Raw genomic sequence first — 20700 nt, 5'->3', positions numbered from 1 at the left:
AAAAATTATTTTATGCTAGCACAAAATAATCTTATTAATTTTTATACCATTAACATACCGCCGTTTACATGTATAGTTTGACCGGTAATATATGATGCCTGATCGCTTGCTAAAAATGCGACTGCATTTGCCACGTCTTCCGGCATACCGTAAGTACCTAGCGGAATTTTTTGTACTATGGCTTCTCTTTGTTTTTCGTTTAGTTTATCGGTCATATCTGATTTAATAAATCCTGGAGCTACTGCATTAACCGTAATTCCTCTGGTTGCAACTTCATAAGAGAGCGATTTGGTCATGCCTATTAAACCTGCTTTAGAAGCACAATAATTAGCCTGCCCAGGGTTACCTGAAATTCCTACTATTGAAGATATGTTAATAATGCGTCCATACCTGTTTTGCATCATTTTTTTTATTGCTTCACGATTTAAAATAAAATTTGCTTTTAAATTAATATCAATAACTTTGTCAAAATCTTCATCTTTCATTCTAATTGCTAGCGTATCGCTAGTAATACCGGCATTACATACTAAAATATCTAGCTTTGATGCTTTAGATATTAAATTGCTGCATTCTTCCTTATTTGCAAGGTTGCATATTTCTATCGTATAATTATCTTTTAAAACATTTCCAAGGGATTTTAATTTTTCCTCATTACTACCGCTAATAATTACATGGCTTTCGAGTTTGTGTAGTAACCTTGCTATAGCTCCGCCTATGCCTCCTGAAGCTCCCGTAATTAAGGAAGTTTTACCTGTTAAATCAATCATTTTCTTCCTCCGTTTGATCAAGATTTATATTAGTAATTTTTGACGATTTTTCACGTATTATTTTCTCAATTTCGTTGGAAATTTGTGGATGTTCTTTTAAATATTGTTTGACGTTTTCACGCCCTTGACCTATGCGTACGTTATTGTAGGAAAACCAAGAACCGGATTTCTCAACAATATCAAGCTTAACTCCAAGGTCGATTATCTCGCCTTCTTTTGAAATACCTGAACCGTACATTATATCAAAATCTGCAGTTTTAAACGGAGGAGATACTTTGTTCTTGACTACTTTTACTTTGGTTTGGCTGCCTATTACTTCTTCTTTATCTTTAATGGAGCCGATTCTTCTTATATCGATTCTAACAGAAGCATAGAATTTTAAGGCATTACCGCCTGTCGTAGTTTCAGGACTACCGAACATCACACCTATTTTCATTCTGATTTGGTTGATGAAAACAGTAATACAATTGGTACGATTAATTGATGCGGTAAGTTTACGCAAAGCCTGGCTCATTAATCTTGCCTGAGAAGCCATTTGAGCATCACCCATTTCGCCCTCAATCTCTGATTTTGGTACTAAAGCCGCAACACTATCTATTATTATCATATCAATACCGCCGGAACGAATTAATGTATCGGCAATTTCTAGGGCTTGTTCACCTGTATCGGGCTGTGAAATAATAAGCTCATCAATATTTACGCCTAATTTTTTAGCATAAGCAGGGTCTAATGCATGCTCAGCATCAATAAAAGCACATGTGCCGCCTTTTTTCTGTGCTTCGGCAATTAAATGTAGTGTTAAAGTAGTTTTACCTGAGCTTTCAGGACCAAAAATCTCGATTATTCTGCCTTTAGGAACACCGCCAATCCCAAGAGCTATATCTAGCCCAAGTGAGCCGGTCGATACGGCCTCTATATCAACATTTGGACGCTGCCCTAGTTTCATTACCGAACCTTTACCGTAGCTTTTTTCGATTTGTGCGAGTGCTGCGGCAATGGCTCTTTCCTTATCTGTATTTGACATAAATTTCCATATTATAAGCTTATCAATTAAAATATAAGCTTGAGAAAGAAAAATCAAATTTTATTTATGTTATTGTGCTTGTAAGATTAAATCTTCGGGCTGTTGAAAAAGTTATAAAAAGAAGTAGAAAAGAGTTAATCTAAGGAATAAGCTGTATTTTTATGCTTAAATGAAGGTGTAAAGATGCAGGGTTATAAGCTTGATCAAAGTGTGAGATGTAATAGCCTTAGCTTAAGGCACATGATACCTAATGATCATTTATTAGTGAGGATTCATGAAGCTAAAGAATTAGAGTTTTCTTTTATCTATGAAATAACTAAGAATCGTTATTGTGCTAATTACGGACGTCCATCAATTGATCCTGTATTATTTTTTAGGATGCAAATAATAAGTTACTTATATGGTATAAAGTCAAATAGACGATTATGTAAAGAAATTCAGTTAAATATAGCATATAGGTGGTTTTGTGGTTTAAGTTTAGAGGATAAAGTACCGGATCATTCATCATTAAGTAGGATAAGAGATAGATTTGGGGTAGAACTATTTCAAGAAATATTTATAAGCTTGATTAAGCAATGGTATGAACTAGATATTATAAAAGGAGAAACAATTATTTCAGATGCCTCTTTAGTTGAATCTAATGCCTCTATGAATAGCCTAATATTAAGAAAAGATCAAGGTGATTCACAAAAGAGAGAATTAAAAAAATATGAACGTCGTTATCATGATTTCCGAGAAGGGAAAAAAGTAAGGAAAATATCTAATCAAACTCATGTCAGTAGGACAGATCCTGATTGTAGTCTTGTATCAAGAACTAATGGTTATAAAAAGCTATGTTATAAGACCCACTACTCAATTGATTCAGATTCACGTATTATAATAGATTGTTATGTAAGTACAGGATCACAACATGAGTGTATTGTACTTCCAAGTAGAGTTTGGAATATATTAAATAATTTTTCTTTTAGAGTAAAAGAATGGATAGCAGACAAAGGTTATGGTAGAGGTCCAACCTATGGATATTTTAAATTACTTGGAATTACAACTTATATACCTTTACATGTAGATAATCTTGGTGAAGGAAAAATAAGTAGGGGGGAATTTCAATATGATAGAGAACAGGATAGATATAAGTGTCCACAGGGACATTATCTTTATCCGTATGATAAATTAGATAAAAAACAAATAAAACGTTATCGTATTACAGGAGGGCATTGTAAAAATTGCTCTCTAAAATCAGGTTGTATTTCTGATAATTATAGTAATAGAGGACGATTTATTTATCGTAATCCTTATCAGGATGAAATAGATGAGGTAAAGGTCAGACAGAATAGAATTGATTTTAAGAAAAAACTAATTGAGAGAAAGTGGAAAATAGAAGGTCTATTTGGTGAAGCTAAGGAGAATCATGGTTTACGAGGAGCAAAATTTAGAAGTGTACAGAAAACACAGATTCAAATACTGATGATTGCGATAGTACAAAATTTTAAACGGATACTTAAAATTATTTTTTGGTTTTTTTATCTACTGCTATTAAAGATAAAAAAATATTAAAGTATTTGCAACCTTGTTGATTTTTTCAACAGCCCGTCTTGACTTCCATACTAGGTGATGCTTAGATGTTAAATTTACTTGTATTATAAATTTTAAAGCTAATTAAATTACTTGTTAACAGTCGCATAGTTTCCAAAAAAGATAGATTTAGTAAAACCCTTATAAATAACTTATCACATATGGTATCACAATTCTCACAAACTGAATATATCGCTAAAGATAACTCAGCATCTACATCTTATAAATTTAGATGGCATATTTAATTATTTTAAGCATTTGCTTACTTTTGGCATAGTTTGGATTCCTGAATCATCTAATCCTAGTAATGAACCATGGGATTGGATAGAAGTATTTCAATCGTTTTTTGGGATGGCAGCTTTAGTTCAAGGCATTAAGATGTTGGCTAAATACGGTATTATGAATCTAGCATCCGGCGGAATGCTATTAATTGGCATTGTGTTACTAATAATATTTACCTTACGCCAACTTAAATGTGATGATCCGTTAGTGGATATGCGTTTATTCTTAATTAGCAATTTTAGTATAGGAGTAATAGTTTATTTGCTGATTACTTGTGTCTTAGGATCCATAATGTATCTTATGTCCTTATGGTTACAGTTTATCAAAGGGTTAAGTCCTTTGTATGCAGGTCTTTATATGTTGTCTGCAGCAGTTTTTGCTTTAATTGCATCTTTAGTTATGCCATATTTACTCACACGATTTACCGCACGTGTAATAATGTTTAGTGGGCTTATCTTTACTACTATATCATTGATTTTACCTAGTATATTAGACTATAGAGATTTACTATCGAATACTATATATCTTGGATTGCTTGGTATAGGAAGTAGTCTATGCCTCTCTACCACCGTAACAGTTATGATGAATGCAGTGCCGGCAGAGAGATCCGGAGGTGCAGCAGCATTACAAGAAACAGCATATGAATTAGGTAATGTATTAGGTATAGCTATTATTGTGAGTATTACATCTTTTATATATAGTAACAATCTAGTAATTCCTCACGGTGTTTCTGTATCAATGGCAGAAATAGCTCGTGACTCAATCGGTGAAGGAATAATTATTGCTCAACAACTACCACCTTCATTTGCTCACGAGTTAATTAAGGAGGTTAATATTGCTTTTATAAATGCATTTAATATAGTAGGTATAGCTAGACCATAGTAAATAGGTACATACTATGCTAATATATATGTTATAAATGATAATAAATAAATTATGGCAAGCAGTTACAGTTACGATTTAAGAATGAAACTATTCAAAGCTCTAGATGATGGGCTCTCAATTGTTAAAGCATGTAAAATATTCAATATAGGTCGTAACACTATATATAGATGGAAAACTCTTAAATGGGAAACAGGAGATATAAAAGCAAAACCTTATGGTCCAGCAAAGGGTTATAATGCAAAAATAAATCTCAAAGAATTTGAAGAATTAATTATCAATAATCATGATAAAACAGCTAAAGAATTAAGTATTATACTAGGTAATAGATTACAAAGAACTAGAATAAATTACTATAGAAAACTACTAGGGTACACTTATAAAAAAAAGTCATCTTCATCCCAGAAGGGATATTGGTTTAAGGAATGAATTTATAGAAAAGATACAGCAAATTTCTAAAGAAACTCTAGTATTCATTGATGAGTCAGGAATAGAAGATAATGCTTGTAGAGAATATGGATGGAGTATAAAAGGTACTAGATGTTATGGAAACAAAGTGTATCAACATAAATCCAGGATCAGTATGATAGCGGGGCTTCGTAATAATCAAATTATAGCGCCAGTAATATTTGAAGGAAATTGTAATAAAGAAATATTTACAACCTATGTAGAGACTATATTAACTAAAGAATTACATCCTGGACAAACAGTAATTATGGATAATATCAACTTCCATAAGAATAATATAATAAGAGAATTAATCGAGTCGGTTGGGTGCAGAATTTTATTCTTACCTACATATAGCCCAGACTTAAATCCTATAGAACATTATTGGTTTAAGATTAAGAACGAAATAAGAAAAGTTACGGGGCAATTCAAGATATCAGTATGGCTGTAGAACACGTACTAAAGTTTATTTAACTGTACCTATTTACTATGGTCTAGCTATATTATTCTAGGAATAATCATGCTAATATTGGCGGGTGTGATTATGTATGTTCTTCCTCCCTTTAAAGCATCTACCTCTCTACATTAATAGCTTTATTACATGATGAAATTGGTATAGAAACCTTACCGTCTTTTGCTCCCGATTGATTAAACTTAAATTGCTCAAGTTTCAACCACCGAAGAGAAATAAACTCTTGGTGGTCGGGGAAGTAAGAAAACCATCAACGATAGCCATAATAGCCTTTAGGTTCTAAGTTTAAGCTTTAAACCTTGGACATAACTATTATAACCCCGACCGGAATAAAGCCGAGGATTGTATCATTTTTATGGTCGATACAAATACCACGTTGATTAAGAGGTTCTTACGCCCCGAAATAGCATTTTGCTATTTCGAGTATCATTTTATATATAACTTTCAAAAAGTCAATCGATAACTTATTTTTAAACTAATAATTTATTTATCTAGATGATCTTTTACCTTTAATGTACTAAATTTTTATATCATTTTTTTACTGGATTCTCGCGGAAGCGGGAATGACATACGAGTTTTGCTGAAGTATAGCTAGACCATAGTAAATAGGTACAGTTAAATAAACTTTAGTACGTGTTCTACAGCCATACTGATATCTTTGAATTGCCCCGTAACTTTTCTTATTTCGTTCTTAATCTTAAACCAATAATGTTCTATAGGATTTAAGTCTGGGCTATATGTAGGTAAGAATAAAATTCTGCACCCAACCGACTCGATTAATTCTCTTATTATATTATTCTTATGGAAGTTGATATTATCCATAATTACTGTTTGTCCAGGATGTAATTCTTTAGTTAATATAGTCTCTACATAGGTTGTAAATATTTCTTTATTACAATTTCCTTCAAATATTACTGGCGCTATAATTTGATTATTACGAAGCCCCGCTATCATACTGATCCTGGATTTATGTTGATACACTTTGTTTCCATAACATCTAGTACCTTTTATACTCCATCCATATTCTCTACAAGCATTATCTTCTATTCCTGACTCATCAATGAATACTAGAGTTTCTTTAGAAATTTGCTGTATCTTTTCTATAAATTCATTCCTTAAACCAATATCCCTTCTGGGATGAAGATGACTTTTTTTTATAAGTGTACCCTAGTAGTTTTCTATAGTAATTTATTCTAGTTCTTTGTAATCTATTACCTAGTATAATACTTAATTCTTTAGCTGTTTTATCATGATTATTGATAATTAATTCTTCAAATTCTTTGAGATTTATTTTTGCATTATAACCCTTTGCTGGACCATAAGGTTTTGCTTTTATATCTCCTGTTTCCCATTTAAGAGTTTTCCATCTATATATAGTGTTACGACCTATATTGAATATTTTACATGCTTTAACAATTGAGAGCCCATCATCTAGAGCTTTGAATAGTTTCATTCTTAAATCGTAACTGTAACTGCTTGCCATAATTTATTTATTATCATTTATAACATATATATTAGCATAGTATGTACCTATTTACTATGGTCTAGCTATATCTACTCGTCAAGTAGCAGAAACTAATAATGCAACAGGAATGGAAGAAAATAAGATTGCAAGTAAAATAGGAGGAAGTATAGCTAAAAACGCTAAAACGGCCTTGGAAAATAAAACCGGTAAAAAAGTAATCTCAACAGAGAATTATTTACCGCCTAAACTTGCAAAGTAACTAGGCTATGTGAAAGAAAATTAATTTTTAAGCGAAAATTAATAAGATTTTTGCAGTAATAGTTGTCCCTATTTCAAAAAAATCTTATAATTTGTAGCCAAAAAAAGCAAAAATAGATTAAATTGATTTTCCTTTACACAGCCTAGGCTTAATTTGAAATACTTTAAGTTTTTTAACCACCAATGAGCATAATTTTTGGTGGTTGGGGAGGTCGAAAACTGCCAAAAGTCAGCCACACTAGGTTTTAAGCTTACAGTAACCCTTAAGCTCTGGACATACCTAATATCTCCCCGACCGTGAAGTCGAGGATTACATCAGTTTTGTGAGAAATGCTCTCACTTTTGGCAGAGGTTTCGACACCCCGAAATAGCACTTTGCTACTCCAAGTATCATTTTATATATAACTTTCAAAAAGTCAATGATGGTTTGTTATGGTACTAACAACGTTCTATGCTTCTATACCGTAAGAGTCAGATGGTGATGATACATCGGCTAATAACGGCATTTTGCAATTTTGATAGTCAATATCTGTGTAACGAGGGTTAAATATCTCAAATATTTCTGTAATGCTTTCTTTATATTCTTCAGACTTGGGATTTGCTGTTCGTATAATTGTTATTAAGCTTGCAAAGTTGCTGATAGTCTTAAAACTATCATCACCGCCAAGACTCTTACATATTTCATGCAATATTCCGCTTGAAGAATCTAAGTTTATTGCTATAGCGGATGGGGAATTTAATTTTACAATTTCATTATTTAAATTAGTTAGTGGTAGTATTGAGAATTCATATTCCTTAATAGATTTTGCTAGTTTTATAATATCATCTAAATTATTAATTTTTATAATTTCATCTAATATAACTGCATTATTCTTAAAATTTTCATGTAGTAGTTCTACAAATGCTAATTCTTTATTCTTCATTACTAAATCTAAATTTTCATTTTTTATATTTCTTCCCTTATACCAATCCCATCCATATTTAGCTGCAAAACCTAGACTTATTACTCCAAATACCGTAGCGGTGATATAAGCACCGGTATATCCACCATAGTCGTTAGGTTTTTCTGTAGTGGAAGTGGTTGCCTCAGTGAAAGGTTTACTTAGTAGATCTAAAATATTTTTACCTACTTCTGTAGGGAATATATCGTCCAAAGTTACGTTGAAAGCATCTAGAATAACCTTAAGATTATCAGTAGTGAATTTGACTGGTATATTCAATAAATTAAAAATTTCTACCCCTGCTTCTTGAGCATTTTTCAAAGTTATTTCCGAATGATTTAAAATATTTCTCAAATTATTAACAAGCATTTTGGCATTATGCTCTTGTAAAACAGCTTCGCCTTCAGTGGTAGTGCATTCCTTTAATTCTACTAGGGTATTGTTTTGAAGTAAGTGCTTACCTTCTTCTAAAATAACGCTAGTACTGTTTCCATAAGTAACAATAGATTTTATAGGGATTTTAATGCCTGTACACTCCCTAATTACTGCTGATAAATCGTTAGGTACATCTGTTAAATGATTATAGATTCCTGCCCAATTACATTTTATATTCTCAACTAAATAACCGTTAGTGAAACTTCCTTTAACAGTATTATATACTGATGAAAGTATAGTATTGCCTAACTTATAAATAATATGCTTTGTATTTCCAGGTAAGCTACTCACCATTTTATTTGCAAATATAGGCATGAAACAGTTTAAGTTTATATTTAATATAGGTGCCATAATATTACTCCTTTAATTAATAAAACCATAAAACGTGGTTTCTAGAGTATGTTAATGTTTTTGTCAAGATAAAGTTAAAATAAATTAATATATGAAAAGATTTGAGAAAAATGATTGTTATGCTGTAATGTTTCGTTTTTTCGTCATTGCGAGGAGAGGCAAAGCCTCGACGTGGCAATCTCATGAAACAGTAGACTTCTTGCATAACCTATCTTATAAAGAGGAATTTGAAGGAAACACGGAACGCAGCACCGGCAGCGTACACTTAGTACGTGAGGATGCGAGTACCGGATTGACGTACAAATTACCTTTAGAAGGAGGTTATGCAAGAAGTCTACTGTTTCATGAGATTGCCACGTCGAGGCTTTGCCTCTCCTCGCAATGACGATTTGGTGTCCATGCAATAATACCTTGCGGGAATGACATAGAACGAGCTATACAACATTACTTACCTATACAGAAATTTTTAAAGATCTCGCATAGTATTTCTTCTACGTTGATGACACCCGTAATTGCACCGATGCAGCGTGCCGTCATTCTAATATCTTCAGTTGCTAGGACTAAATCATTATCTAAGCTAAAAGCCGTTAAATGTGAGAGAGCTTGTTTTAAATAATGACGATGACGCTGATTTGTTATATAAGGAGTTTCGGTAAATCCTGCCATATTTTCGGCAATATTTTCAATATTTTTTAATATACTTGAAAGAGCAATATTATTTTTTACTGAAACTCTTAAGCATTTATATTTATTTTCAATAGAAAAGATTTTACTAGCTTCGATTAAATCGATTTTATTAATTATTGTGATAGTATTTTCATCAATTAAATTAATAATATCTTCATTTATAGAGGAGTCTAATTTTTCGGCATCAAACATTATAATTTTAATATCCGCTGTTTTAGCCGAATTAATAGCTCGTTTTATACCTTCTTGCTCTATAATGTCACTACTTTCTTCTCTTATACCTGCTGTATCCTGTAAAATAATAGGATAGCCGCCAATGTCTAAATGCCTCTCAATTATATCTCTAGTAGTTCCTGCGATATTTGAGACAATCGCTATATCTCGCTGCATTAAAAAATTTAGTAAGCTAGACTTACCAACATTTGGTGGACCGATAATTGCAAGCTTAAGACCGCTATTTAGTAATTCTCCCCGTCTATTATCGTTAAGATAATTAGATATTTCATTTACAAGGTTTTTATGAGTGTTATTAACGTCATTAAGGACACTATCCGGTATATCTTCATCAGGGAAATCTATATAAGCTTCAAGCAGAGAGATAATTTTTAAAAGCTGACTACGCCAGTTATTATATAATTCTTCAAGCCCGCCGCTTGCTTGTCTAATTGCTTGCCTATGCTGCATAATGGTTTCGGCATTAATTAGATCAGCTATCCCCTCTGCTGCCGTTAAATCGAATTTGTTATTTAAAAAAGCTCTTTTGGTAAATTCTCCTGCTTCTGCCAAACGAATATCAGATATATTTAACAATGCATTAATAAGCATTATAGAAATAGCTTTACTACCGTGCGTATGAATCTCAACTACGTCTTCACCGGTAAAGCTACCTGGTGATTTAAAATAAACAACCATAGCATTATCAATTAGTTCCTTAGTTTCAGGGACTGTAATTTGTTGATAATACATTAATCTCGATTTAAAGTCCTTTCTACCGGTAAGTAGTTGTAAAACTTCTAAGCTTTTAGGACCGGAAATCCTAAAAACCGCTACGCCTGCTTTACCGAATGCAGAGCTTTGTGCAAATATCGTTTCCACTTATTTTCTATGCCTCTTGCTTAAGTTATTTTATATAATATAATAACAAAAGAAATAATCATATTATTATTACTTGAGAAAATCATGACCCCAAAAACAACCTCTTTAAATTTAAATTGTCAAATTCCGAATTATAAAACTAAAATTCTAGAACTTAGCAAGGAACGTGAGTCAAGTTCCATATATATAGATTTTGTTCAAAAGTTTTTAAATTATATTCCGATAGATTATGATTTTGAGAATAGAGAAAAATTATTCCAAAATTTTGCAGATGAAGCCTTTAAGTTTTTTAAGCAAAGGGTAGAAAGAGCAAGAAAAATAGCAATAACAAAGGCAGTTATCGAAAATGATCCGGCAATAAATGTCTTGATATTACTTGATAATAAGCCGCATATTGTTGATTTTATCATATGTCTGCTTAAAAACATGAATTTGCAAACTAAGTTTTTACTCCATCCGGTAATAAACTGTGTCCGAAATAGTAAAGGAGAATTAGAAAAAATATTAGAAAATTCTGTGTCGGATGAAAAATCAGAATCGATACTACATTTAACCATTTTAGGAAACTTTGATGATAAAACTGCTACATTTTTAACTGAGGCTATAAATGAAAGATTAGAAGAGTTAGAGCAAAGCTATAGCCATTTACCGCAATTACTCACAAAATTACAAGATTTATCTAAAAATATAATTGATAATGATAAATTAAATTTTGAAGAGGCTAAAGAATTCTTAAATTGGTTACAAAACGATAATTTGGTTTTATTAGGGACTCTTGATTTTGAGGTAAAATCTTTAAAATTAAGCAATGAAATAGGAGCAGCAAAAATATGGCAAGAAGTAAAAGAAGAGATTGATGATATTATAAAATGTTCTGCTAATCCTTTATATCAAAATCAATTAATAATACTCGGTAAAATAAATAGTGCGTCGCTTATCCATTCAGATAATTTAATCGACTATATCTTAGTGAAAAAATTTAACTCTTCGGGTGAATATATTTCGGGAAGTATAATTTTCGGCATATATAATTCAAATATGTATTACCATTCAATAAGTAATATTCCAATCCTACGACAAAAATTTAATTTTGTAATTGAGAAAGCCGGTTTTGCATTATCCGGTTATAATGCCGATAAGTTAAGAATTTTAATGGAGTCGTTACCGAAAGAAGCTTTAATACAAATTGATCAAGGCGATTTATATTGTATGTGTTTACATATGCTCTCAAGTATGATGAGTAAGAAGCTTAAATTATTTATTCAATATGATTGGTCGAGTTCTTTTCTTAATATCATAATTTTTCTGCCACGAGAACGTTTAACGGCTGAAATACATAATATGATAGATTGTTATTTAGCGGAAAAATTCGGCAGTAAAATTTTATCCAACTATATCACCGAAGTAGCCGGTAATTTTTCTTATCTTTTTGTAACGCTTGAAGCACAAGGGGAACATAAAATAAATTTTGAAGCAGAAATAATACAGCAAGATTTAGATCGTATCTCTACACGTTGGAGTGAAGATTTTTATTTTAAGCTTTCTAAAAAATTCTGCGAATATCAAGCAGGTATTAATTTAAAGCTTTTTGATAATGTTTTTCCGGCAGACTATAGGCAAAAATTTTCTCCAGAGATAGCTTTAGTAGATATTGAATATTTAACGGAAGCAAGCAAGTCACAAGAATGTATGTTTAATCTAGTTTCTGTAAATGAAACGGAATTTTACTTAAAAATATATAGTCCAAAAGTAAAACTTGCCCTTTCTAACATATTGCCGTCAATCGAAAATTTAGGTTTTAAAGCAATTGATGAACAAACTTTTGCAATTAAGGAGGCTTTGGGAATCAAAGAAAGCTGGATATATAATTTTATCTTAACTTCTATTGTACCTGTAAAGGATAATATTACCGAATTAAAAATAAATGTTGAAGAAGCTTTAGATAAAATGGCACTTGGGATGCTTGCTAATGATTCTTTAAGTAAATTAATAGTACTTGCCGGTTTTAATTGGAAGCAAGTTAAACTCGTCAAAGCTTTAACAAGATATTTACATCAAACAGGATTTAGTTATGGTAAAGGTTATGTACAGTTAACGTTACTTAAACATCCCGAATATACAAAAATGTTGGTAAATCTATTTGATATAAAATTCAATCCTAAATACTCCAATGATAGAAATCTTTCTAAACCAGCTTATAGAGAGGAATTTAAAGGAGACACGGAAGCACTTGCCGCCGCAGCGTACAAAGAAGTACGTGAGGATGCGAGTACCGGTTCGACGTCTAAATTACCTCTAGAAGCGAAGCTTGGGAAGATGTCTAATAATTGTGACGTAATTAAAGACAAACTAAATAACTACTTAGTAACCGTTGAGATGAGTAGTGAAGATAAAGTACTACGTAATATGCTTGGTATAGTTAATGCTATTACTAGAACAAATTACTATCAACCACATAAACATATTTTTTCATTTAAGTTTGATTCTTCAAAAGTACCGGATTTGCCTAAACCTGTTCCGTTTGCCGAAGCATTTGTTTATTCTAGAAATTTTGAAGCTGTTCATTTAAGAGGCGGTCCCGTATCGCGCGGGGGGCTTAGATGGTCGGATAGAGCAGAAGATTATAGGCTTGAAGTCCTTGGGCTTATGAAAGCACAAATGACGAAGAATTCCGTTATTGTCCCTGTCGGTTCTAAAGGCGGCTTTTATGTTCATTTTACTGAGGAAGGGCTTACTCGTGATGAATATATGGAAAAAGTGGTAGAATGCTATAAGAATTTCCTGAGAGGTTTATTAGACATAACCGATAATATCATTGACGGTAAAGTAGTACATCCGAAAGAGGTTATTATTTATGATAAAGAAGATCCTTATTTAGTGGTTGCTGCCGATAAAGGTACAGCTTCATTTTCGGATTATGCTAATAGTGTGGCAAGAGAATATAATTACTGGCTTGATGATGCTTTTGCTTCCGGTGGTTCTGCAGGTTACGATCATAAAAAAATGGCTATTACTTCCAAAGGAGCTTGGATTTCCGTAACTAATCACTTTAAAACTTTAGGGTTAGATGTCCAAAAAGACCCTATTACCGTCGTAGGTATAGGAGATATGTCGGGAGACGTGTTCGGTAACGGTATGCTAAGATCAGAGACTATTAAGTTAGTCGCCGCCTTTAATCATAAACATATATTTATTGATCCTACTCCTGATCCTTTATCAAGTTTTAATGAGCGTTTGCGTTTATTTAATTTAAAGGGTTCTAATTGGTCCGATTATGATTCTAAGCTGATTTCTAAAGGAGGCAAAGTATTTGAACGCAGTAGTAAATTAATAAAATTATCACCGGAAATTAAAAAATTACTTGATATAAATGATAATGAGATGTCACCGGAAGAATTAATTAAAGCTATTTTAAAAGCAGATGTTGATTTATTGTGGAATGGCGGAATAGGCACTTATATCAAAGCTAAAACGGAAAATAATTTAGAAATCGGTGATAAAGCAAATGATAACCTTAGATGTAACGGTGAAGAAATTAGAGCAAAGGTTATAGCAGAAGGCGGTAATGTCGGTGTATCACAGAGAGGTAGAGTTGAATATGCTAAAAAAGGCGGACGCATAAATGCCGACTTTATTGATAATTCAGCAGGTGTTGATTGCTCTGATCATGAAGTAAATATCAAGATTGCTTTAAGTAGTGCGGTAACCTCAGGAAAAATTACTTTAGAAGAACGTAATAAACTTCTAAACGATATGACAAAGCAAGTTGAAGAGTTAGTATTGCTTGATAATTATAAGCAAACCGAAGCAATAACAATTATGCAACTATCTCCTACTTTAACCGTTAATATACTTAGTCAATTTATAGATATTTTAGAAGAAGAAAAAGTATTAGAGCGGGAAAATGAATTTTTGCCTAGTGCAGAAGAATTGAATAGAAGAGCTATTAGCGGTGAAGTATTAACTCGTCCTGAGCTTTGCTTACTGCTATCATATAGTAAAAGGTCGGCTTATCACGAGTTACTTAATTCTACTTTTTCCCATGATAAATATTTTGATGCATATCTTATAGATTATTTTCCTGAAATGATGCAAAAAAAGTTTTATAATGAAATTTTATCTCATCCTCTTAAACATGAGATTATTAAAACCGTTACTATAAATAAAATAATTAATCAGCTTGGAGGACCGCTTATTAGTATTGTAAAGCGTGAGATTGGGGCTCCTCTTTGTGATATAATAAGGTCATATACCATTATTTGTGAAATTTTTGATCTTGATGATATATGGGAAACGATAAGTAAGCTACCTACTAATATTGATTACAATGTAAAAATCGACATGTTTACCGAAATAACGAAATTAATGCGTCGAGGTATTTCGTGGTTTATTAAAAATTTAAAACATCCTATTAATATTAGTGAAACTATAGAAGAGTTTAGAGTTCCTGCACAAAACTTAAGAAAAACGGTAGGTACTTTATTAGTCGGAGAAACTAAAATAAGATTTGAAGAAAAATTAAATTATTATACAACTAGCGGGGTAGAGGAATCATTTGCTGCTACTATCGCTACATTTGACAATTTAATTTCAGTATTTGACATTATATATGTAACAAAACAGACTTTAGGAAATAATAAAGAGATAGCAAAAGCTTATTTTGCTATAAGTGATATGTTTAGTCTTGATTGGTTACGTAAAGCTTGTGATAGGCAATTGAACGATTCATTTTGGCGTCGCTTAGGTATTCAATCGCTAAAAGATGATTTATATGACAAACAACGTAGATTATTAATAAAAATAATTAATAAATCTAAAACAACTATTGATTTAGATTTATGGATTGATAATAATAATAACTTAGTTAGAAATTTTCTTGATTTTATTAAAGAAATTAAATCTCAAGAAACTATAGACTTAAATATAATTATTTTAGCAAATAAGAAATTTGAAATATTCTTACAAAAACTTGAGTAAATTATGTCGTCAATGCTTAAGCAAATTAGGTTAGATTCGGGTAAAACTTTAAATCAGGTATCTAGTGATTTAAAAATTAGAAAAAAATATTTAGTAGCTTTAGAAGAGGGTGATTTTGATGTTTTACCGGAAGAAGTATACGTAAGAGGTTACTTAAGATTATACTTGGATTATCTTAATGTAAAAGATCGAAATGCAGAGCAGATAGAAGCTACTAAACAGAACGAAACCGAAAAATTATTAAGTAATAAAAGAGCTACGGCATTGATAAATTATAAACGTAAAAAACAATTAGTACTTATATCTATTATAATGTTATCGATTATTATTGTAAGTCATCCATTCATAATTAACGCTTAAACGAAAATGGATAATGAAATATTAGACTGCTTACAGAACGAAGCTAATAAAGAGGAATTTGAAGGAGACACGGAACGCAGAACCGCAGCGTACAAAGAAGTACGTGAGGATGCGAGTACCGTATCGACGTACAAATTACCTTTAGAAGCAAGTTATGTAAGCAGTCTAAAGAAATTAATGGAAGAAGTAGAGCATAAACTTGATGAGTTATTGAAGATTCATGAGTATGATCTAAATGAAATTAAAAAATTACAAAACGAAAATAAAGAATTAAAAGATAATTATATAAAAATGCTAGATCAAATTAACATTTATATTAATGAACTTGAAGAAATAAAAAAACAGCAAAAATAATTATGTCAATTGTTACGGTAACATTAAATAACAAGAGTTTTCAATTATATTGTAATAATGGAGATGAGGAAGAATTACTATCTTTAGCGAATAAATTGAATGATAAAATAGCGGAAATTAAACTTGGTAGTCCCACAGCCTCTTTTGAGCTATTATTAGTTATGGCATCACTTAATGCTCAAGCTGAAATAGCTAGTCTAACAGAAAAACTTAATAAAAACGGCCTTCAAAAAAATCATCCCGACGAAGAAAAATTCGCAGAAACCTTAACTACTATAGCAGGTTACCTAGAAAACCTTGCATGTAAAATGAGAAAGTGATATATTAGCTCTTGGCTGCTTGGTTCGTGAGCTTAATATTAACCTAGGACTACCAATAACTTTTAGGACATCGTCCCTGTCTAATACTAATTCAGTTTAGATATATGAAGTCCACCTTTATATAAAGGTCTTTGAAGGATTTTAAGTAACGGCCAAAGCGGTCATGTATACCTATGTCATTAAAAATAATAAAAAAATTCTGTAAATCAGAATTTTTTACTGGATTGCTTCGTCGAATTACTACGTAATTCTTATCGCAATGACGGGAAAACCTATCCATGCAACAACGCTGGACAAGCCACGGTATGACACCGAAAATGACATATACCTTTAAAATGAAACAAACAAAATCAAGCAATAAAGTTCTCGGTGCTTTTTTAGGCACTATCATTGAGTATTACGACTATAGTTTATATGGTTTTTCAGCGGCAATTATCGCCGATAAATTCTTTTCAGCCGGTACTGATCCATTAACAAAGCTTGTAAATGTTTTTGCCGTTTATGCAGTAGCATATTTATCAAAACCTATAGGTGCTTATATTTTTGGACGTATAGGGGATATATACGGTCGAAAAAAAGCCTTAAGTTTTACGATTATCGGTATTGTAATCCCTACCTTAATAATCGGTTTATTGCCCGATTATTCCTCGATAGGAGTTTGGAGTACAATAATTTTAGTTTTATGTCGCTTCATGCAAGGTATTTTTATTGGAGGGGAATATGACGGTGCAGCGATTTATGTTATTGAACATTTAGGAGCAAAATACCGATTTACTGCCTCGGCAATAACTAGATGTACAGGAGTAATGGGTTTATTATGCGGGATTGGTGCAACTAATTTCTTCAATTCTCATATTTTTCCGGAGTGGGGTTGGCGTATTCCATTTTTACTAAGTTTACCGCTTGCATTAATAACTCTTTATTATCGTCGGGAATTTGATGAAACACCGGAGTTTAAAAAAGCACACCATAGCCAAGATTCTATTGAAAAACTTAGCTCTATAATTAAAAAGCAATGGAAAAATATTGCACGGTTAATATTCTTAGCCGGAGGTTTTGGAGCAACATATCAAATTGCAATCATCTTTATGAAGCAATATTTACCGATTGTATTACCTTCAGTCGGTATTATTATGAGTTCTTTTTCAGTCTTAATAATAATATGCTTTGCTGTTTGTATGCCGATTGCCGGTTTTATTGCCGACCGTTTAGGAATTAATTCGGTATTAAAAATCGCATTTATATGTACTATTACAGCAAGTGTATTTTTTATAATAGCAGTAAAATATCAAATGACTAATTTAGGGCTTGCAGCTAGTTTAATGTTAGCTGCATCGGTTGCTCCTTTTAATGCTCTTGCTCATAGTATAGTTATTAAGTCTTTTGTAGTTAAAGAACGCTATCGTGTTATAAGTTTAGGACATAATATCGGTTCAATGTTAATGTCCGGTACTGCTAATTATATTTGTGCAAAGGTAATAAAATCATTTGATTTTAACCTATTTCCGATTTTATATCTTTGCATGTTTGCCGTACTTGCTTATTCTATGACCATATTATTTAACCGTAATAGGTAAAAAATAAATCTTGACGGAAATAATGAATGTAAGTGTCTTTATTTGTAATTTTTTTAACTTTAACTTTAAATTTAAATGTTATGCATAAAATTTTTCATAAATCTATAATTTTTATTATCTTAGCTACCTTTATTAGCGGTTGTGCTCGTGACCTATCTTCAAATGTATATACTAGCGATTCAACATTAAGTTTAACGTTAGAAGGAGAAGTAGTATCCGTACGTCCTGTAAAAATAAAAGAATCAGATCGTTTATCGGATAATGCAGGTGGTATGGCAGCAGGAGGTATAGCAGGAGGTGTACTTGGTAGTACAGTAGGTCAAGGAAACGGTACTACTGCTGCGATTGTCGGAGGTGCACTTGCAGGAGCAGCTGTTGGAACTATATTACAAGATAAACTCGGACAGAGTAAAGGGTATGAATATTTAATTAAAGTTGATACAAAATAAAAAGTGACTATTATGAAGGTAGTACTGCTATGCGTAATGTTATCTCTGCTGCATTTACAAGCGGTTTAATTACCGTAGTACAAGGTACAGACGTAAATATAAGAAACGGTCAAAAAGTATATGTTATTTTTTCCGAAAAGCGTACTCGTATAATACAGGCTAATTAATAGGTAATAATTATGCAATTAAAAAACCTAGTATTGTATGTTTTATTAGTTTTTATTACTTCAGGCTGTACAAAAGTAACTTCTGTGCGTCATGTTAGCGGATATAATAAAAATATGATCGCTCACAAGGAAATATTAGTTTTACCGATGCAAATGGAAGTATATACGTTAGATATTGGTAATTGCAAAGAACGTAAATATGATTATGAAGATCATTTGGAAGAATTGTTGAAGCAAGAAATTTCTTTAGCAATGCAGAAGAATGGTTTAAGAGTTAAGCTATTGCACAAAAAAGATATTAGAACACAAAAGCTTGATGATTTAGTATCTCGTTTCCGTAGCTCCTATAATAATGCTTATACTGCTTTATATACGCCTTTATTATGGCCTGAAGAAAAAGCTTTCTCAATTACTCAAAATATAGGTGAACCTGTTATAATTTTAGGAGAAAAAACAGGAGCTGATATATTTGTATTACTTAATTATGTGCAAATGATAAAGACTAACGGAGCTCGTACACATGACTTTTTAATGAGTGTTTTGGGTTGTTCAGTAAGTAATGCAGATAATATATTTATGTCTATAGGAATAGTAGAAGCAAAAAGCGGTAGAATATTATGGACTAATGCAACGCCCCAAGCACAACCATTTAGTAGCTCTATTTTCTCTTCTCGTGATAAATCAGAAATTGGCAATTTTCATTCAAGTAATAAATATGCTTTTATCTCCATTATAAACTGAATTTTGTGTCGTTCAGGGGTGGTTGGTGTGGCCTTATTATTTCTCTCTGTCATCCCGTGATTTATTCACGGGATCCAGTAAAACATATAGTATGGGTGACAAAACACATCTAATTCAAGTTAATATAGCTAGACCATAGTAAATAGGTACAGTTAAATAAACTTTAGTACGTGTTCTACAGCCATACTGATATCTTGAATTGCCCCGTAACTTTTCTTATTTCGTTCTTAATCTTAAACCAATAATGTTCTATAGGATTTAAGTCTGGGCTATATGTAGGTAAGAATAAAATTCTGCACCCAACCGACTCGATTAATTCTCTTATTATATTATTCTTATGGAAGTTGATATTATCCATAATTACTGTTTGTCCAGGATGTAATTCTTTAGTTAATATAGTCTCTACATAGGTTGTAAATATTTCTTTATTACAATTTCCTTCAAATATTACTGGCGCTATAATTTGATTATTACGAAGCCCCGCTATCATACTGATCCTGGATTTATGTTGATACACTTTGTTTCCATAACATCTAGTACCTTTTATACTCCATCCATATTCTCTACAAGCATTATCTTCTATTCCTGACTCATCAATGAATACTAGAGTTTCTTTAGAAATTTGCTGTATCTTTTCTATAAATTCATTCCTTAAACCAATATCCCTTCTGGGATGAAGATGACTTTTTTTTATAAGTGTACCCTAGTAGTTTTCTATAGTAATTTATTCTAGTTCTTTGTAATCTATTACCTAGTATAATACTTAATTCTTTAGCTGTTTTATCATGATTATTGATAATTAATTCTTCAAATTCTTTGAGATTTATTTTTGCATTATAACCCTTTGCTGGACCATAAGGTTTTGCTTTTATATCTCCTGTTTCCCATTTAAGAGTTTTCCATCTATATATAGTGTTACGACCTATATTGAATATTTTACATGCTTTAACAATTGAGAGCCCATCATCTAGAGCTTTGAATAGTTTCATTCTTAAATCGTAACTGTAACTGCTTGCCATAATTTATTTATTATCATTTATAACATATATATTAGCATAGTATGTACCTATTTACTAT

Annotated in this window: 15 protein-coding genes, 1 other RNA gene and 6 pseudogenes; 16 read left to right on the top strand and 6 right to left on the bottom strand. The window is 31.8% G+C overall.

Translation table 11 applies throughout. The annotated features are described in order from the left end of the window. Positions 1-41: 41 nt before the first annotated feature. Together fabG and recA are read right to left on the bottom strand one after the other, a co-directional pair. The gene (gene fabG / locus REIP_RS01090) at positions 42-767 is read right to left on the bottom strand and encodes a 3-oxoacyl-ACP reductase FabG (RefSeq protein ID WP_045803601.1); all 726 of its coding nucleotides are present in this window, start codon (positions 765-767) and stop codon (positions 42-44) included. Beyond that, the gene (recA, locus tag REIP_RS01085) at positions 760-1791 is read right to left on the bottom strand and encodes a recombinase RecA (RefSeq protein ID WP_023507152.1); all 1032 of its coding nucleotides are present in this window, start codon (positions 1789-1791) and stop codon (positions 760-762) included. The genes fabG and recA overlap by 8 nt, the downstream gene beginning before the upstream one ends. A gap of 240 nt (positions 1792-2031) precedes the next feature. Between recA and REIP_RS01080 the strand changes: the two genes are divergently transcribed. From REIP_RS01080 to REIP_RS08845, 3 genes and pseudogenes are all read left to right on the top strand, one after another. Further along, the gene (locus tag REIP_RS01080) at positions 2032-3345 is read left to right on the top strand and encodes a transposase (protein WP_172686766.1); all 1314 of its coding nucleotides are present in this window, start codon (positions 2032-2034) and stop codon (positions 3343-3345) included. 369 nt (positions 3346-3714) lie between these two features. Beyond that, positions 3715-4527: an MFS transporter gene (locus tag REIP_RS12040; protein WP_231569150.1), complete on the top strand. Its 813-nt coding sequence runs from the start codon at positions 3715-3717 to the stop codon at positions 4525-4527. Between the two features lie 54 nt (positions 4528-4581). After that, positions 4582-5448 (top strand): annotated as a pseudogene (locus REIP_RS08845) (IS630 family transposase). Positions 5449-6061: 613 nt separating this feature from the next. Here the strand turns inward: REIP_RS08845 and REIP_RS08840 are convergent. Beyond that, a protein-coding gene (locus tag REIP_RS08840) for an IS630 family transposase (protein ID WP_156147374.1) occupies positions 6062-6929 on the bottom strand; the annotation gives its coding sequence in 2 pieces (ribosomal slippage) (positions 6062-6601 and positions 6603-6929; 867 coding nt in all). Between the two features lie 109 nt (positions 6930-7038). Here REIP_RS08840 and REIP_RS08835 point away from each other — a divergent pair. Then, positions 7039-7170, top strand: coding sequence for a phage antirepressor protein (locus REIP_RS08835; RefSeq protein WP_082068191.1), 132 nt, complete (start codon positions 7039-7041; stop codon positions 7168-7170). A gap of 448 nt (positions 7171-7618) precedes the next feature. Here the strand turns inward: REIP_RS08835 and REIP_RS01045 are convergent, their stop codons facing one another. Further along, complete coding sequence (locus REIP_RS01045) at positions 7619-8896, bottom strand: DUF5460 family protein (protein ID WP_045803600.1); 1278 nt, start codon at positions 8894-8896, stop codon at positions 7619-7621. Between the two features lie 145 nt (positions 8897-9041). Here REIP_RS01045 and REIP_RS01040 point away from each other — a divergent pair. Beyond that, a pseudogene (locus REIP_RS01040) lies at positions 9042-9239 on the top strand (palindromic element RPE1 domain-containing protein); the annotation flags it as partial. Positions 9240-9340: 101 nt separating this feature from the next. Here the strand turns inward: REIP_RS01040 and mnmE are convergent. Beyond that, positions 9341-10678 (bottom strand): tRNA uridine-5-carboxymethylaminomethyl(34) synthesis GTPase MnmE, encoded by a 1338-nt coding sequence (mnmE, locus tag REIP_RS01035; RefSeq protein ID WP_045803599.1) that lies wholly within the window; start codon positions 10676-10678, stop codon positions 9341-9343. A gap of 84 nt (positions 10679-10762) precedes the next feature. Between mnmE and REIP_RS13290 the strand changes: the two are divergent. From REIP_RS13290 to REIP_RS01000, 11 genes and pseudogenes are all read left to right on the top strand, one after another. Then, positions 10763-12850, top strand: a pseudogene (locus tag REIP_RS13290) (glutamate dehydrogenase); the annotation flags it as partial. Positions 12851-13000: 150 nt separating this feature from the next. Further along, a pseudogene (locus REIP_RS13285) lies at positions 13001-15655 on the top strand (NAD-glutamate dehydrogenase domain-containing protein); the annotation flags it as partial. Between the two features lie 3 nt (positions 15656-15658). Continuing rightward, the gene (locus REIP_RS01025) at positions 15659-16015 is read left to right on the top strand and encodes a helix-turn-helix domain-containing protein (protein WP_045803597.1); all 357 of its coding nucleotides are present in this window, start codon (positions 15659-15661) and stop codon (positions 16013-16015) included. Positions 16016-16021: 6 nt separating this feature from the next. Further along, positions 16022-16369 carry a palindromic element RPE1 domain-containing protein gene (locus REIP_RS01020; RefSeq protein WP_023507177.1) on the top strand — a complete coding sequence of 116 codons (348 nt, stop codon included), beginning with the start codon at positions 16022-16024 and terminating at the stop codon, positions 16367-16369. A 2-nt stretch (positions 16370-16371) separates the two neighbouring features. After that, positions 16372-16689 carry a cell division protein ZapA gene (locus tag REIP_RS01015; protein WP_008579304.1) on the top strand — a complete coding sequence of 106 codons (318 nt, stop codon included), beginning with the start codon at positions 16372-16374 and terminating at the stop codon, positions 16687-16689. 9 nt (positions 16690-16698) lie between these two features. Continuing rightward, positions 16699-16857, top strand: a non-coding RNA gene (gene ssrS / locus REIP_RS08825) — 6S RNA. A 5-nt stretch (positions 16858-16862) separates the two neighbouring features. After that, a pseudogene (locus tag REIP_RS13540) lies at positions 16863-16962 on the top strand (lytic transglycosylase domain-containing protein); the annotation flags it as partial. 62 nt (positions 16963-17024) lie between these two features. Further along, positions 17025-18266: an MFS transporter gene (locus REIP_RS01010; protein WP_045803596.1), complete on the top strand. Its 1242-nt coding sequence runs from the start codon at positions 17025-17027 to the stop codon at positions 18264-18266. A gap of 32 nt (positions 18267-18298) precedes the next feature. Continuing rightward, the gene (locus tag REIP_RS01005) at positions 18299-18715 is read left to right on the top strand and encodes a glycine zipper 2TM domain-containing protein (protein ID WP_052691069.1); all 417 of its coding nucleotides are present in this window, start codon (positions 18299-18301) and stop codon (positions 18713-18715) included. Between the two features lie 29 nt (positions 18716-18744). Next, entirely contained in the window at positions 18745-18882 is a 138-nt protein-coding gene (locus REIP_RS10540) for a hypothetical protein (RefSeq protein ID WP_156147385.1), read from the top strand. Between the two features lie 12 nt (positions 18883-18894). Then, complete coding sequence (locus REIP_RS01000) at positions 18895-19623, top strand: hypothetical protein (RefSeq protein WP_231569148.1); 729 nt, start codon at positions 18895-18897, stop codon at positions 19621-19623. A 152-nt stretch (positions 19624-19775) separates the two neighbouring features. Here the strand turns inward: REIP_RS01000 and REIP_RS08820 are convergent. Next, positions 19776-20642, bottom strand: a pseudogene (locus REIP_RS08820) (IS630 family transposase). Between the last annotated feature and the right edge of the window lie 58 nt (positions 20643-20700).

The organism is Rickettsia endosymbiont of Ixodes pacificus, from assembly GCF_000965155.1.
GTDB classification, from domain to species: Bacteria; Pseudomonadota; Alphaproteobacteria; order Rickettsiales; family Rickettsiaceae; genus Rickettsia; species Rickettsia tamurae.
This window is presented reverse-complemented; position numbering and strand designations above follow the sequence as displayed.